At 38.5% G+C, this 14,068-nt stretch carries 13 protein-coding genes and 1 pseudogene; 6 read left to right on the top strand and 8 right to left on the bottom strand.

The window, feature by feature from the left end:
• Positions 1 to 24: 24 nt before the first annotated feature.
• The 3 genes and pseudogenes from MSG66_RS10980 to MSG66_RS10970 all read right to left on the bottom strand — a co-directional run bounded on the left by MSG66_RS10980 (position 25) and on the right by MSG66_RS10970 (position 2,888).
• Positions 25 to 1,138, bottom strand: a pseudogene (locus MSG66_RS10980) (DUF6670 family protein).
• Between the two features lie 17 nt (positions 1,139 to 1,155).
• Positions 1,156 to 1,989 (bottom strand): CDP-diacylglycerol--serine O-phosphatidyltransferase, encoded by an 834-nt coding sequence (gene pssA / locus MSG66_RS10975; RefSeq protein WP_042895106.1) that lies wholly within the window; start codon positions 1,987 to 1,989, stop codon positions 1,156 to 1,158.
• 41 nt (positions 1,990 to 2,030) lie between these two features.
• Positions 2,031 to 2,888 (bottom strand): 23S rRNA (adenine(2030)-N(6))-methyltransferase RlmJ, encoded by an 858-nt coding sequence (locus MSG66_RS10970; protein ID WP_075431058.1) that lies wholly within the window; start codon positions 2,886 to 2,888, stop codon positions 2,031 to 2,033.
• 117 nt (positions 2,889 to 3,005) lie between these two features.
• On the opposite strand from MSG66_RS10970, the gene MSG66_RS10965 reads away from it, so the two are divergent.
• A complete protein-coding gene (locus tag MSG66_RS10965; RefSeq protein ID WP_324654134.1) occupies positions 3,006 to 3,611 on the top strand; it encodes a 2OG-Fe(II) oxygenase in 606 nt (201 codons plus the stop codon).
• 67 nt (positions 3,612 to 3,678) lie between these two features.
• Positions 3,679 to 4,206: a hypothetical protein gene (locus tag MSG66_RS10960; RefSeq protein WP_042895112.1), complete on the top strand. Its 528-nt coding sequence runs from the start codon at positions 3,679 to 3,681 to the stop codon at positions 4,204 to 4,206.
• 61 nt (positions 4,207 to 4,267) lie between these two features.
• Here the strand turns inward: MSG66_RS10960 and MSG66_RS10955 are convergent, their stop codons facing one another.
• The 4 genes from MSG66_RS10955 to MSG66_RS10940 all read right to left on the bottom strand — a co-directional run bounded on the left by MSG66_RS10955 (position 4,268) and on the right by MSG66_RS10940 (position 8,550).
• Positions 4,268 to 4,513 (bottom strand): DUF2789 family protein, encoded by a 246-nt coding sequence (locus tag MSG66_RS10955; RefSeq protein ID WP_002119522.1) that lies wholly within the window; start codon positions 4,511 to 4,513, stop codon positions 4,268 to 4,270.
• A 176-nt stretch (positions 4,514 to 4,689) separates the two neighbouring features.
• Complete coding sequence (locus tag MSG66_RS10950) at positions 4,690 to 5,676, bottom strand: malate dehydrogenase (protein WP_198079357.1); 987 nt, start codon at positions 5,674 to 5,676, stop codon at positions 4,690 to 4,692.
• 211 nt (positions 5,677 to 5,887) lie between these two features.
• Positions 5,888 to 6,550, bottom strand: coding sequence for a ribonuclease T2 family protein (locus MSG66_RS10945; protein ID WP_042895121.1), 663 nt, complete (start codon positions 6,548 to 6,550; stop codon positions 5,888 to 5,890).
• A gap of 56 nt (positions 6,551 to 6,606) precedes the next feature.
• Complete coding sequence (locus MSG66_RS10940) at positions 6,607 to 8,550, bottom strand: lytic transglycosylase domain-containing protein (RefSeq protein ID WP_202743263.1); 1,944 nt, start codon at positions 8,548 to 8,550, stop codon at positions 6,607 to 6,609.
• A 287-nt stretch (positions 8,551 to 8,837) separates the two neighbouring features.
• Between MSG66_RS10940 and miaB the strand changes: the two genes are divergently transcribed.
• The 3 genes from miaB to ybeY all read left to right on the top strand — a co-directional run bounded on the left by miaB (position 8,838) and on the right by ybeY (position 12,175).
• Entirely contained in the window at positions 8,838 to 10,289 is a 1,452-nt protein-coding gene (miaB, locus tag MSG66_RS10935; protein ID WP_324654133.1) for a tRNA (N6-isopentenyl adenosine(37)-C2)-methylthiotransferase MiaB, read from the top strand.
• Positions 10,290 to 10,326: 37 nt separating this feature from the next.
• Complete coding sequence (locus MSG66_RS10930; protein WP_324654132.1) at positions 10,327 to 11,415, top strand: PhoH family protein; 1,089 nt, start codon at positions 10,327 to 10,329, stop codon at positions 11,413 to 11,415.
• Between the two features lie 277 nt (positions 11,416 to 11,692).
• Positions 11,693 to 12,175 carry an rRNA maturation RNase YbeY gene (gene ybeY, locus MSG66_RS10925; RefSeq protein ID WP_133971680.1) on the top strand — a complete coding sequence of 161 codons (483 nt, stop codon included), beginning with the start codon at positions 11,693 to 11,695 and terminating at the stop codon, positions 12,173 to 12,175.
• Positions 12,176 to 12,276: 101 nt separating this feature from the next.
• On the opposite strand, the gene MSG66_RS10920 is transcribed toward ybeY, so the two are convergent.
• Entirely contained in the window at positions 12,277 to 13,161 is an 885-nt protein-coding gene (locus MSG66_RS10920) for a TonB family protein (protein ID WP_324654131.1), read from the bottom strand.
• Positions 13,162 to 13,393: 232 nt separating this feature from the next.
• Here MSG66_RS10920 and MSG66_RS10915 point away from each other — a divergent pair, with 232 nt between their 5' ends.
• A complete protein-coding gene (locus MSG66_RS10915; protein WP_324654130.1) occupies positions 13,394 to 14,065 on the top strand; it encodes a hypothetical protein in 672 nt (223 codons plus the stop codon).
• The last annotated feature ends 3 nt before the right edge of the window (positions 14,066 to 14,068 follow it).

Here is a 14,068-nt window from a genome sequence, read left to right as displayed (position 1 = left end):
ACGTTGGCAACCCCTTTTTTAATATTACTGCAACAACAGCTCGCTTTTTAACCAAAAATGATAAAAATAGTCATTTTTTATATAAACATGGCTGTAAAAGCATCAATTTATCTAAAATTTTCTCGTCTTGATTCTTTTCCTGCCATCTAAGTGGACGACAATCAATATATTCACAATATCCACCTTCACCTTGTAGACATTGTTCATTCCAACTTAATTGATATTGGAAGCTTCCAACATATCCAGCAGCTAATCCAAACTTGTAGTCGCCACGGCTTTGTGCATAAAGTTCAAAAATAATTTTTCCATTTTTCTTACATTGCCAAGAAAATTCTCTGGGCAAATACATCTCTTTACCATTCGGTGTTTTAACTTTTGGATAAACGCGATGGATATGTAAATTTACATCTTCAGTAAAGCTTTCAACAGGCTTACCAAATTCTTGAATATCTAATCTTGAACATAAAATGATATTCCACTGATTTCTTATTTGTGAAAATGTAAGCTGAGTCGTTTCATTTAAATTAATAATTTGGCATGTATAAAAACATAAAGACAAAAACGGTAAATGTAGAGCTCTTGCGTGTTTAAACCTTCCTAATCCTTCAACTTGATACTTTTGTCCTTTATAAAAAACTTCCCCTTCACATAAACATAGTGTTGACCAATAGTCAGAAATTCCCCACTGCAATGCAGAAGTATTAGAGATATTTTCTGAAATCTGAATAGTAAGATTACAGCCCATTTCTAGGTCTAATCGCTGAAGATGGATCTTTGGGATTTTCCACTCAATCAAATCTGTTTTATCAAACTGATATTGTTTTGAGTCAAACTGGCATTGCCGCCGAATAGAATAAGTTTTTAAATGTCCCACACTATGTTGGCTATTACTTACAAGTACAGTTGCAGTATCGATTGCCGAAGTCGTAATTGAGTGAGTGTTATAGCAAAGAGGAATGCGCGGCTGTCCAACCAGACTAATGTAATTAAAATAGCGCAGTGGAGCCGGTAGATTTGGAAGGATTAAACCTTGATAAACAATTTTAAAGAAGCCGCGAGAAGGTTGATAGACAACCCCCTCTTTGGCATTAAGGCCCAGCTGCTGTAATTGATTAATTTGATTCATCAACATAGGCATACCGAACCTCTTCTATTTTATGTTTTTATTGTTCCGTTACTCTTGCGTGCAAATAATGTCGTAACAAAACCAGAGAGGGCATAGATAATTGAAACAGTCAAAATGCCCATTGGAATATTATAAGTGATTGCTGCAAAAATCAGTACTACTGGCAACATAACTACAAAAGGAACTCTTTTACGGTCCATTTGTTTGAAAGAGTAATATTTGATATTGGAGATCATGAGTAATCCCACAACAACCATAAGAACAGCATTAATGGTTTTAATCGCAATATCACGTAAATCAAAAATGAAAGGGTAATCGCGAGCGACCCATACAAGTGAAATAATGATAATGGCAGCAAGTGGACTTGCTATGCCAATAAAATAACGCTTATCAACTACACCAATTTGGACATTGAAGCGCGCTAAACGGAAAGCTGCGCAAGCTGTATAAACAAAACAACATGCGAGTCCAATACGTCCTAAATCATGCAAACTCCAGCTATACATCAGCATTGCAGGAGCTACACCAAAAGCTAACAAGTCGGAAAGAGAGTCATATTGTTCACCAAAAGCACTTTGTGCACCAATAGCTCGAGCAACTCGGCCATCTAAGCCATCGAGTAATGCTGCAATAAAAATGGCATAAATCGCTTGGGTAAACTCACCATTCATACTTGCAATGATGGAATAGAAACCAGACAACAAAGCGGCCGTCGTAATTAAGTTAGGCCAAAGATAAATTCCTCGGCGCTTCACTTTTTGTCCTTCCGGATTATCTTCTTCTTCAACCACTTCGAACGTAATCCCATCAAATGAATGTTCATTATGAGTTAAATCTTGCTCTGGTTTAGGCGCATTTGTCATTATTTTCTATTCCAAACATGTGCATTGATTTAAGTTAATTGTTACTCACCCACTAACCAGCGTACTGCCGCATGACCACCAATGTCTTGCATGCGTAAATGCGGGAATAGCCATTGTAAAGCTTGGTCAGCTTGTTCAGAGAACTGCCAAGGTGGGTTAATAACCAATAGACCACAACCATTTAAACCTACAGGTGTATCGTCTGGCCATACACAAATTTCACAGATTAATTGACGACGAATCCCCGTTTTAAACATTTTCTTTTCAAAACGCTCAATCATCGGTCGGTCTTTAATCGGATACCAAACTGCAAAAACACCTGTTGGCCATTTTTTATAAGCTTGTTGTAAAAGTTCAACTAATTGCGGAAAGTCTTTACGCTCTAATTCGTAAGGCGGGTCAATCATGACCAAACCACGTTTTTCTTTCGGTGGAATAACGCCGAGCAAGCCTTCGTATGCATCACGCTCATGTAAACCTGCACGTTTATCATAAATGTTATGTCGCAATTGCTCAAAAACATCGCGCTGCATTTCAAAAACGGTTGCTTTATCAATCTCACGCATACCTTGCAAAGCAAACCATGGTGATCCTGGATAACTTCCTTTACCTTCTTGAGAGCGTAGTTCTTCTACTAACTTCAAATATTGCTGGATTGCTTCAGGTGCCTGACGCTTTTCCATGTCAGATATCTGAACTAATCGATGAATGCCTGTAAGAAACTCTCCAGACTTTTGTGAAGGTGCCAGAGATAAATTATATTTTCCTGCACCTCCATGCGTATCGATATAACGATAAGGTTTATCTTTAGCATTTAAGCGGTTGAGAAGCTGTAGCAAAAGCACATGCTTCATAACATCTGCAAAGTTGCCCGCATGGAAATGGTGACGGTAATTCATGTTGACTTTAATTCCTCAATTCAACAAATAGTTTAACATGAAAAAAATATTCTTTCGTAAGGTTGTGATCATCTAAAATAAGGCTGCTTGATATTTTTACGATCTACTCGAGGTTATATGTTCTCTCACCTGCTTCCGGACTCATGGGATCTGGATCAAATTCTAGATGATTTAAATACGCATGGTTTTGCTATTGTTAATCAAGCTTATTCGGATCAATATCGCGCTCAAGTTGCCAAAGAGTGCAGCCATCATCTTGATGAATTTAGAGAAGCTGGTATTCAAAACGGCGTGGTGAGCAATATTCGTAGCGATCATATTCTCTGGATTAATGAGCAACTTCCCATTGCTCAACAGCATATTAAAACCTTAACTTCTTTTTCACAAAATCTAAATCAAGCATTTTATTTAGGAATCAAAGAGGTCGAAGCTCATTTTGCCCATTATAACTTGGGTGAGTTTTATGCTTTACACCGAGACAATCCTCAACAAAAAAATGATCGTATTATCTCAACCGTTTATTATTTACATCCAGAATGGCAAGAAAATTGGGGCGGTCAATTACGACTGCAAGATAAAAATGAGAAATGGCATATCGTTACCCCGAAACCCAATCGACTTGTGATATTTCAAAGTAATTTATTGCATGAAGTATTACCCTCTGAACAACAAAGGCTCTCCATCACAGCTTGGCTTCGTAGCGGAAATTCAATTTGGGTGTAAAGGCTACTCTTTAAATTTAGTAAATAAACCCGATATAAATGCTATTGAACAAGAAGGACTACGGCGTATGTCTATTGAAAGTAAAACGATTGTGAACAGAATTGGTGAAACAGATCAACTTTATTTGACTGAAAATACGCCTGAACTTGCTTTGGAGCGTGCCGATTTACGCTTGCAACTTGTAATATTAAGTCATGTTCGTTCAGAACAACTTCATTTTTTACAAGAAGCGATTGTTTTGCTTGAACAAGCTCGTATGGAATATGAAGAAATGCCATTGAGCTTATACCTTAATTTATCTTTACATTTAGCTAAGGCGTATATGCTTTATTTTGAATTAAATAAAGAAAAACGTTTTGCTCTAATTACTCAACAAATTTTGAAGCCATTAGCCCACTATGAACATGCAGATATATATTTCTTCTTGGCTTATGCGTCAGCTGCTCGACAAGAGTCAGCATTAACACGACATTGGTTAACTAAATATTTATCAACGAGTGCATGTGATCTTGAATTGCTTCATGGTCAACCTGCATTTGACCTTATACGTCATGAGCCATGGTATAAAGATCAATTAAAAATAAAGACACATTAAATACTTAATGTAATTAGGCCTGTTTTATACATTGAGTGTAAAACAGGCCTTTTTTATGTGCTTATTTTTTCACACTGTCTTCATGTAGTTGTTCATTAAGCTCATCAATAACTACAATCCACTCATCATCTTTTTCCCAATGACTCTTTAAGAAATCACTTTGGCCTTTTGACCAAAAAGAGGCTTCATGTAATTTCTGTTCGGCTGGCAATTGGTGTGTTTTGATAAAGTTTTCGATACTGGCCTCATCTGAATCTAAACCCAGCTGATCAAATAAAAGCTCTAAAGTAGGTTGCTGTTCAAACATTGTTATTCTCCTATAACTTCTTTTAAATCATCTATTAACTAATCTAACAATAAAACGTTTTTACTTGCATGATAGTGTCTATATCTTCTTGTTGCTTTTTGTGTTTCAGGTCAAATGATTGAATATAAAAAAGCACCCTAAAAAGAGTGCTTTTTTTAACTTATCAAAAAGATAAATTATTTCAACATGTCAGCAATCGCTGCACGTTCTTCTTCAAGCTCATTTAACGTAAAGTTAATACGTTCGCGGCTGAATTCATCAATTTCTAAACCTTGAACGATTTTGTATTCACCATTCTCAGTTGTTACAGGGAAACCGAACATAACGCCTTCTGGAATACCATAAGAACCATCAGATGGAATACCCATAGTTACCCATTTGCCGTTTGTACCAAGTGCCCAGTCGCGCATATGGTCAATTGCAGCGTTAGCAGCAGAAGCAGCAGAAGACAAACCACGTGCTTCGATAATCGCAGCACCACGTTTACCAACAGTTGGAAGGAACACATCTTTGTTCCATGCCGCATCGTTGATTTTGTCTTTTAAGCTTTCACCATTTGCAGTTGCAAAACGGTAATCAGCATACATTGTTGGAGAATGGTTACCCCAAACAGTTAAGTGTTCGATATCAGCAACTGCAACACCAGCTTTTTGAGCAACTTGAGTCAACGCACGGTTGTGATCAAGACGCAACATAGCAGTGAAGTTTTTCGCTGGAAGGTCTGGAGCAGAGTTCATAGCGATGTAAGCGTTAGTGTTTGCAGGGTTACCTACAACTAATACTTTAACGTCACGACTAGCAACTTCGTTTAATGCTTGACCTTGACCGATGAAAATTTCACCGTTAACTTTTAACAAGTCAGCACGTTCCATACCAGGACCACGTGGACGAGAACCTACCAATAAAGCGTAGTCAACATCTTTAAATGCAACTTTCGGATCATCAGTCCCGATCATGCCAGCCAATAAAGGGAAAGCACAGTCATCAAGTTCCATCATTACGCCTTTAAGCGCTTGTTGAGCTTTTTCAACTGGAACTTCAAGCAATTGTAAAATAACAGGTTGATCTTTACCTAACATTTCACCGCTTGCGATACGGAATAATAAGCTGTAACCAATTTGACCTGCAGCGCCAGTCACGGCAACACGAACGGGTTGCTTCATGTAATTGTCTCCAATGAATGTCCTTAATCTAGCTAAATAGGAATTCCATCTAACTAAATCATCATAAACGGCAAAGATTGTACTCTAAAGATGTGGCAGATGCATGTAAAAGCGACTCATTTTCACCAAAAGTCTGATAGAAAATACAAATTAATATTTACAAAAAGATTCAATGCATGGTCAGCATTTTTTTACGAAATGATCGCCATCTTTAGTAACTACCTTTAATCGTGATTTCACCTGGGCAATTCGATACCACATGATTTGCACATTGTTTATATTGGCCTTTTACTGTGTAACACACCTTCACTTCCGTTAAAACAACATCTGAACGCGACAACTGACAAGTCAAACGAATGCCATTTTGCGGAAGGCTCGGATTAAGACGAGTAAATTGCTGTTTTAAGGCTGACTGTTGTATTTCAACATTCGTCGAACTTGTAAGGCTAGCTGGAATTTTTAAACGTTCAGCAAAGTTAATGACTGTCCGGAAATATTGACTGGCATTCATAGGAACGCACCCCCCTACACTTTTCCAAAGCTGTACACGCGCATTATTGTCAGGCATAACCCGAGCTACGACTTTAGCTTGTAATGGAGAAAGAGAGGCCGAACTTTCTGTTGAACAATCAGTTTGATTTGTTTCTGGCATCAGGCCTGTAATTGTCAATGAATATCCTTCAAGACATTTACGTTGTTTTTGTTTAGAGGGATCTAACGCACATGCGGCAGGTGTCATTTGTACATGCATAACATACCCCTGTAAATTAACAGGTTCGGCATGCAAAACGGAACTCATCAATCCTACCCCTGCACAGATAAGCCACCATGCAAGTTGCAAAATTGAACGAAGTTCCAAATATCTATATTTCATTTAATTAAAACTTGAATATGCCAATTAAAAGAAGATCCATCATCAACTACCTAAACTTAAGGCGATGTACGCATTGGAATGACTTTCATACGTTGCGACAATGATTGAGCCCCTTGACCCAATATCACACCATAATGTGTTGCATTCGTCATAACATGCTTGACATAGTCTCTGGTTTCTAACAATGGAATTGTTTCTGTATATTGGTCAGCCGAAATTGATTGATAGTCCGGTTGCCAACGTCTTGCCCGATTAGGCCCAGCATTATAACCTGCCGTTGCCAAAACTGGATTATTGCTTAATTGTCCCTGAATCATCGACAAATAAAATGTACCATATCGAATATTGGTATTCATTTCATTTAATGCCGCTGGATTATAGGTTTCGCCCATTTGACGTGCAATCAACTTCGCCGTATCAGGCATAATTTGCATAAGCCCACCCGCTCCAACATGAGAACGCGCGGAGGTAACAAATCGGCTTTCTTGTCGCATTAAACCATACGCCCACGCTGGATCAATTCCTGCATTGTAACTATGACTTACAACATTAGTCTTATGCGGCGTCACATAGCGATACGTATCATTATGTTTATTTGTTGTACGATCTGCTGCATAAATTGCACGGTCATACCACCCCATGTCATGAGCACGCTTTGCCGCAGCTAACAACACACCATCATCATGTTGAAGATAAGCTTGTCGAACTGCCCAGTTCCATTCTCGGTTGGTATAGGTTGGATTTGCGTTAATACGTCTTAAAGTAAAAGCACGATTAAAGTGAACATTCTGGTCTAAACGTCTTAAATCACTTGAAGTGGGTTGATCATCGTAAGGTTGATGATTATAACGTTCGCCCAAACGATCTTTTGCTAAAAGGTTGTGATAGTCATCACCACTTTCAGCCAATTTTTTATAAATACGTTGTGCAGTATTTTTTGAATTACTATCACCGCGCTGCTCTGTTGCACGAGCAAGCCAATATTGCCAGCGGTCTTCTTGTTTTTGTGTCACGGTCATAGCATCAATGGCACGAATTAAACTTTCCCACGCACCAAATCGAATTGCCTGACGTGCATAAATTTCAGCTTCTTCCGGACTTAATGGATAACCATAACTTGCATCAAAATATTGAAGAACTTCACGATTGAAATTATTTTTCATGACCGTGGTGCCACCAATATAAGCCACGGTTCGATATAAATACTTTTGTATATTCTCTGGTGTACCTTGAGCGACACGTTGGACATTCGCAAAAGCGTTGCTTAAGTCATTATTAGCCAAACGACCTAATGCAAAAATCAAATAAGCATAGTCTGTATCATTGGTTTTAGGCGCAGTCCACAAATAATTGAGTGGATTAGCCTGAATTTGATTGAGCTGAGCCAAAGACAAATTCATACCCAAAGTTTGTGCCGTAGCAAGGGCCTGTCCTGTTAAACCAGAACGTAATTGCACCCAAAGACGCTGTTGTTTATCTTGTGCGCTCATTAACGGACTAGACAACATCATGCGTCCTAACCCAATACAAGATTCTGGTTGTGACTCGGTTGCTAACCATACATCTTTGTATTCAGCGAAAACTAATGCATCACCAGTTCTTGCTCTCACCTGTGCCAATGCGCAATTTTCGGCCTGATCTGGGTTAGTTACATAAGATAGTAAAGGTTGTGCAGATGCAAAGTCAGCTTGTTTAACTTTTTCTTCAACATAATCGGCTGCTAATTTCTCAGCCATTGCTGATTGAGGATAACGTTGAGCAAAACTTACAATCGAAGCTGAAGGTTGAAAGCCAAGATTGGTATTAAGTTTCCAATATTCCGGATAGTACCCTAATACATCATTTTGCATGGCAAGCTGATATTGGTCTAATAGTGCAGTATTGCCACTATTTGCAGCGTTCAATGCATCATTAAACTGCTCTTCGGCAGCATAGGTAAATGAACAACCAAGTAAACACATAGCTCCTAACCAGCTACGATGCATATATTTATTTTTCATTACATGACTATGGATGGATGAGCTCTTTCTACTTGGTCTCATAAATGTGTTAAACCCTGACTATTCACCTTCAGAGCATAGTTTAATTAGTCTTCATGCTTTCTTTTGTTGTGTTATGTAACTCTCTGATTCAACATCATTAAAATTTACATAATTTACTTCAAAAAAACCGTGTCCTGTTCTGAAGGTTTACTGTTATCGGTTCGGTCCAAATACTGCTATAATGAATGGTTTGACCCATTTTGGGCAAATTTATTCTTTTTTAGATCGATCTGTTAGGAGCCTGCATGACGGTTCAAACCTTCATTCCCAATGGTGCCAAAGCTGCCTCAGAAAACACTGTTACCCAGCCAACGCACACCACTGATGTTTCAATAAAAAAACTTTATATTGAAACTCAAGGGTGTCAGATGAATGAGTATGACAGTCACCGTATGGCAGACCTTTTAGGGGACTCTCACGGTTACATTTTAACGAGCAACCCTAATGAAGCAGATATCCTGCTCATGAATACATGCTCTATCCGTGAAAAAGCACAGGAAAAAGTATTCAGTGAATTAGGACGCTGGCGCAAATTAAAAGACAAAAATCCTGATCTTGTGATTGGTGTTGGTGGGTGTGTTGCCTCTCAAGAAGGTGACAACATTCAAAAACGTGCGCCTTATGTGGACATGATTTTTGGCCCTCAAACATTACACCGTTTACCGCAAATGCTTGATCAACATAATGCTCAAGTAGAAAAACCAAAAAAAGACAAAATCAAACTGGTTGATATTTCTTTCCCAGATATTGAAAAGTTCGACTTTTTACCAGAACCACGTGTAGAAGGCTTTAAAGCCTTTGTTTCTATTATGGAAGGCTGTTCTAAATACTGTTCTTTCTGTGTAGTTCCCTATACACGCGGTGAAGAAGTTTCTCGACCTTTAGACGATGTACTTGCAGAAATTGCAGGGCTTGCTGAAAAAGGTGTCCGTGAAATTTCACTTCTTGGTCAAAATGTAAATGGTTACCGCGGTGAAACCTTTGAAGGTGGCATCTGTACCTTCCCTGAATTGTTACGACTCGTTGCAGAAATTCCGGGTATTGGACGCTTACGCTATACAACATCGCACCCACTTGAGTTCTCTGATGAGCTTATTCAGTGTTATGAAGATTTACCTCAAATGGTGTCACATTTACATTTGCCGGTACAAAGTGGTTCGAATGATGTTTTAAAGGCAATGAAGCGAAATCACACGATTGATGTCTATATCGATAAAATTGCGAAGCTACGCAAAATTCGTCCAGATATGCATTTATCAAGTGACTTTATTATTGGCTTCCCAGGTGAAACCGATGAAAATTTCGCAGAAACATTGCAATTTATCAAAGATTTAGACTTTGATCATTCGTATAGTTTTGTTTATTCAAAACGCCCAGGCACACCAGCATCAGACTTGCCAGACACCACACCTGAGCAAGTTAAAAAAGAACGTTTAGCTCTCGTTCAAAAAGTAATTAAACAGTCTAGTATTGAAAAAACAGATGCCATGTTAGGTAAAATTGAACGTGTACTTATTGAAAAAGTATCTGATCAAGACCCTAATATTTTAATTGGTACTGCTGACAATACACGTCTAGTCACTTTTGTAGGTGATGCAACTTGGGTTGGCCGTTTTGCAGAGATTGAGATTACTGAAATTAAAACTTTAAATTTTGTTTACGGTGAACTCTTGAATCTTGAACCTGACGTGGCGTAATGTAGAGGTATTCTAAAGTCTACTGAAAGGTTTTCTCTTGACTGCAGCGATTCGACGTACCGTAACATTTCCTGAAATTTCAATGGAACGTTTAAAGAGCATTCTAGGTGCCTATAATGGGCACCTGAAGCAAATTGAACAGCGTTTAGATGTCAAAATTACTCATCGTGGAGATGTTTTTCACATAGATGGTGAAATAGATGCTGTTGGGAGAGCCGAAGCTTTATTGCAACGACTCTACGAAGAGTCCGAAGTATCCCAGCAAATCAGTGCCGATCTATTACACCTCCTCATTCAATCTTCACAAACTGAACGAAATTTTGAGTTGGTTGGTGATGAAATGGATGAGCATGATGCGCCGCTCGATGTCTATTTCCAGACCCGAAAAGGCCGCATTAATCCACGTGGTGCCAATCAAAAACGTTATGTACAACGTATTTTACAAAGCGATATTTCTTTTGGTGTAGGCCCTGCGGGTACAGGTAAAACCTATTTAGCAGTTGCCGCCGCCGTAGATATGCTAGAACGTAACGAAATCCAGCGGATTTTACTTGTACGTCCTGCTGTAGAAGCTGGAGAAAAGCTCGGTTTCTTACCGGGTGATTTAACCCAGAAAATTGACCCATATCTACGTCCTCTTTACGATGCTCTTTACGAAATGCTTGGCTTTGAAAAAGTTGCCAAGTTAATCGAGCGTCAAGTAATTGAAGTTGCGCCTCTTGCATATATGCGTGGTCGTACACTTAACCATTCATTTGTCATTTTGGATGAAGCTCAAAACACAACACCTGAACAAATGAAAATGTTCTTGACCCGTTTAGGTTTTGGCTCTCGTGCAGTAATTACAGGTGACATTACTCAAGTCGATTTACCTAAAGGTCAACAATCTGGTTTGGCACACGCACTGCGTGTACTTGAGAATATTACAGAAATTCATATTACCCGTTTCCATTCCCGCGATGTTGTACGCCATCAACTGGTTCAAAAAATCGTTGAGGCTTATGAAGGTTGGGATGGTGAACAACATCGTCTTAATGCCGAAGCACGTGCTGAACGTAAAGCCCATCAGGAAGCATTAGTCGCTGAGAACGATACAGCAGCAGACTTGCAACATCAGGATGCCTAGGGTTTGTTGAATATTCAAAATTGGATTGCGTTGTCGGCTAAAATTGAGCAGGCAAGGCATGAAATGTAGGGAATGGCGAGCCCCTTTCCAAGTTTCATAACGTAGTCTGAGATAATTTTAGCCACAACCCTTCGGGACAAGAGTGTTTCTTGCTGCTACATCGTTGTGAACTATTCATTTAGAATAACTAAATTTCATAGTCCACGCCTAGTATCATCTAAAAAACACTCGATGTCACAATCATCTGTGAATGTTCAACAGACCCTAAGGATTCATTTTGAAAATCAGTTTAAGTTTACAGCAAGACCTTCAATTACCTGAGTTAGAGCTCAAACGGGCTCAACTCAAAAAAATTATTGAGACAACCTTACGCCACGTTGGTTATAAAGAAGATTGCGAAATTGGCGTTGCTTGTGTCGATTTAGCAGAAAGCCAACAACTTAATCTGCAATATCGAGAGAAAGATAAACCAACCAATGTTTTATCTTTTCCAAGTGATATTCCCGAAGAAGTTTTACCAATGCTTGATGCCTTTCCTCTGGGTGACTTAGTCATTTGTATTCCAGTTGTATTGCAAGAAGCAATTGAACAAAAGAAAACAGCTCAAGAACACTTTGCACATTTATTAGTACATGGTGTTTTGCATTTACTCGGTTATGACCACGAAACGAGTGACGAAGAAGCTGAAGAAATGGAAGGGCTTGAAGTTGAAATTCTAGCAAAGCTGAATATAGACAATCCCTACCAAGAACAGATCTAACCATTTCTAATTAGATGAAAAACATCGTCTACCTTCAAGTGAGATTTTGTCTAATTAACTCAAATCAATGTGGATAAGCTAAAACTTATCCACATTTTTTATTAATGCACTTCAAATTCTGCTTGAGCCGGATCAAAACGCCAAGTACGCACTATACGTAATTCAGAAATATCTTTCATATTGATATCAAAATGTCCAAATGGTGCGCCGCGACGTACTGAAGATTTTGCAGCTTCATCCAATACCGAATACTCTGAGCTCTCAAGTAACCGGATTGCACGAATTCCACCTTGAGCATTTAAAATAACCATTAAACGAACTTCGCCTTTCAACTGTTGCAATTTGGCTTCTTCCGGATAATAGCGATTACCATACAACTCCACTTTTTCACGGAACTTATCTAAATAAGCAGCCGAGGCATCTTTTTTCGCCTGAATTCCATCTACCGTTTTTATTTTTTGCTGGCGGCTGAAATCTTGTCTACGTTGTAAATATTGTGCTTCAAGGCTCGCAACCATCGCAGCTTTTGCCTGAAATTGACTTTGTAATTGTTCTAATTGTTTTTTTCTTTGACTTGCATCAGCTTGTTTTTGCCAACTCAAAACAGTCATTAAGACTTTTTCTTCAAATTTAAGCTCTCTTTGTTGCTGAACCTTTTGCAAACTTTCTAACTGTGCATCTCCAGTTGACACATCATTAGGCATAGGATTTGGTGTATCGCTAGAGGTACGGTGGGCTTCACGAAATGTGCCCGAACCTTGCTGGTCCGCTTGTGCCAAAAAGTCTGCCTGCTGAACCGGCTCATTGCTTGATCGAATTGAAATTGCAATCTCTTTAGTCGATTGCTCTGATGGGCTAGGCATCGCAAAATGAATGAGCAATACAAAAATATGCAGTAAGATTGCCAATATTGTCGCAGCAATAAAGACTCGGTCTTGCCACCAATGGTAAAAAGGCTCTATCGATAGACTTCTTTTGTTCAACATAATTTTAAAAGCATATAAATGCCTTTTCCCCACGGTTTAATACCGAATAAAATATAAACTAATATTCAAATTTGGATAAAAGTGTGATTCACTTCAAATATCGAGTTTTATCCATTTTCATTTTGTCAAAATGTATCAATTAAATTTGTTACACTGCAATATCAAAACTCGTTTTTTATCATAATAAAGATTGTGTTGGTTCTTAAGTAAATTATCTTCTGGAAGTTCTTTTATGCAAACGCTATTTTCCTCATTAGTCAGACGCCTTCAAAAAGTCTACCAAAAAGCAGAAGCATTCATTGAAGAAGAAAGAGATTTTACGCTATCACAAACCTTTCTGAATGCGACTTTACAGCGTTATGTCACCAATAATGTTGAGTTTTTAGATGACCTCCATGCTGATCTTTATCATGACTGGTTAAGGTTATATGCAACCATGCATGTAAAAGGCCTAGAGACGACATTATCAGTTGATTTAAAACTGATTCAGATGGAATTTAACAAAGAACAACAGCTTTTGGTTTTTGAACAAATTAGTAATACACAAATTATTGAAGCAAAATATAAAAACATTTGGCAAAAGATTGCCGTAAAAGCCGCGGTTTTTTACTACCATAAAATCTTGAAAAAAGATCCTTTGGGAATGATTCTTGAACGTTTTAATGTAGCAGAAGAACGTGATGAACTCATATTTCTTGACCTCAACCGCTGGTTTGGTAAAAAAGCCAGTATCATCGAGACACTAGGTAAAGTGCATGTAAATTACGCACGAGTTCGTGAGGCTGAGTTAGTCGTATTTGGAAATGTTAATTTAGCCGCCCTGCTTTACCGTGATCAGGACGATGATTATGAAGATGAATTAGAAGATTCTGAAATCACGCCAATCCAACAAAAAGATGTATAGCGC

Origin of the sequence: Acinetobacter sp. IK31 (assembly GCF_035615195.1) — a bacterium.
GTDB classification, from domain to species: Bacteria; Pseudomonadota; Gammaproteobacteria; order Pseudomonadales; family Moraxellaceae; genus Acinetobacter; species Acinetobacter calcoaceticus_C.
The sequence above is the reverse complement of the archived record's forward strand: the minus strand, read 5'-3'. Positions and strand labels throughout refer to the sequence as shown.

What these genes read in the sequence shown, in the direction of transcription:
- pssA (WP_042895106.1), bottom strand. Translation starts at nt 1,989, where the DNA reads ATGACAAATGCGCCTAAACCAGAGCAAGATTTAACTCATAATGAACAT.
- MSG66_RS10970 (WP_075431058.1), bottom strand. Translation starts at nt 2,888, where the DNA reads ATGAATTACCGTCACCATTTCCATGCGGGCAACTTTGCAGATGTTATG.
- MSG66_RS10965 (WP_324654134.1), top strand. Translation starts at nt 3,006, where the DNA reads ATGTTCTCTCACCTGCTTCCGGACTCATGGGATCTGGATCAAATTCTA.
- MSG66_RS10960 (WP_042895112.1), top strand. Translation starts at nt 3,679, where the DNA reads ATGTCTATTGAAAGTAAAACGATTGTGAACAGAATTGGTGAAACAGAT.
- MSG66_RS10955 (WP_002119522.1), bottom strand. Translation starts at nt 4,513, where the DNA reads ATGTTTGAACAGCAACCTACTTTAGAGCTTTTATTTGATCAGCTGGGT.
- MSG66_RS10950 (WP_198079357.1), bottom strand. Translation starts at nt 5,676, where the DNA reads ATGAAGCAACCCGTTCGTGTTGCCGTGACTGGCGCTGCAGGTCAAATT.
- MSG66_RS10945 (WP_042895121.1), bottom strand. Translation starts at nt 6,550, where the DNA reads ATGAAATATAGATATTTGGAACTTCGTTCAATTTTGCAACTTGCATGG.
- MSG66_RS10940 (WP_202743263.1), bottom strand. Translation starts at nt 8,550, where the DNA reads ATGAAAAATAAATATATGCATCGTAGCTGGTTAGGAGCTATGTGTTTA.
- miaB (WP_324654133.1), top strand. Translation starts at nt 8,838, where the DNA reads ATGACGGTTCAAACCTTCATTCCCAATGGTGCCAAAGCTGCCTCAGAA.
- MSG66_RS10920 (WP_324654131.1), bottom strand. Translation starts at nt 13,161, where the DNA reads ATGTTGAACAAAAGAAGTCTATCGATAGAGCCTTTTTACCATTGGTGG.
- MSG66_RS10915 (WP_324654130.1), top strand. Translation starts at nt 13,394, where the DNA reads ATGCAAACGCTATTTTCCTCATTAGTCAGACGCCTTCAAAAAGTCTAC.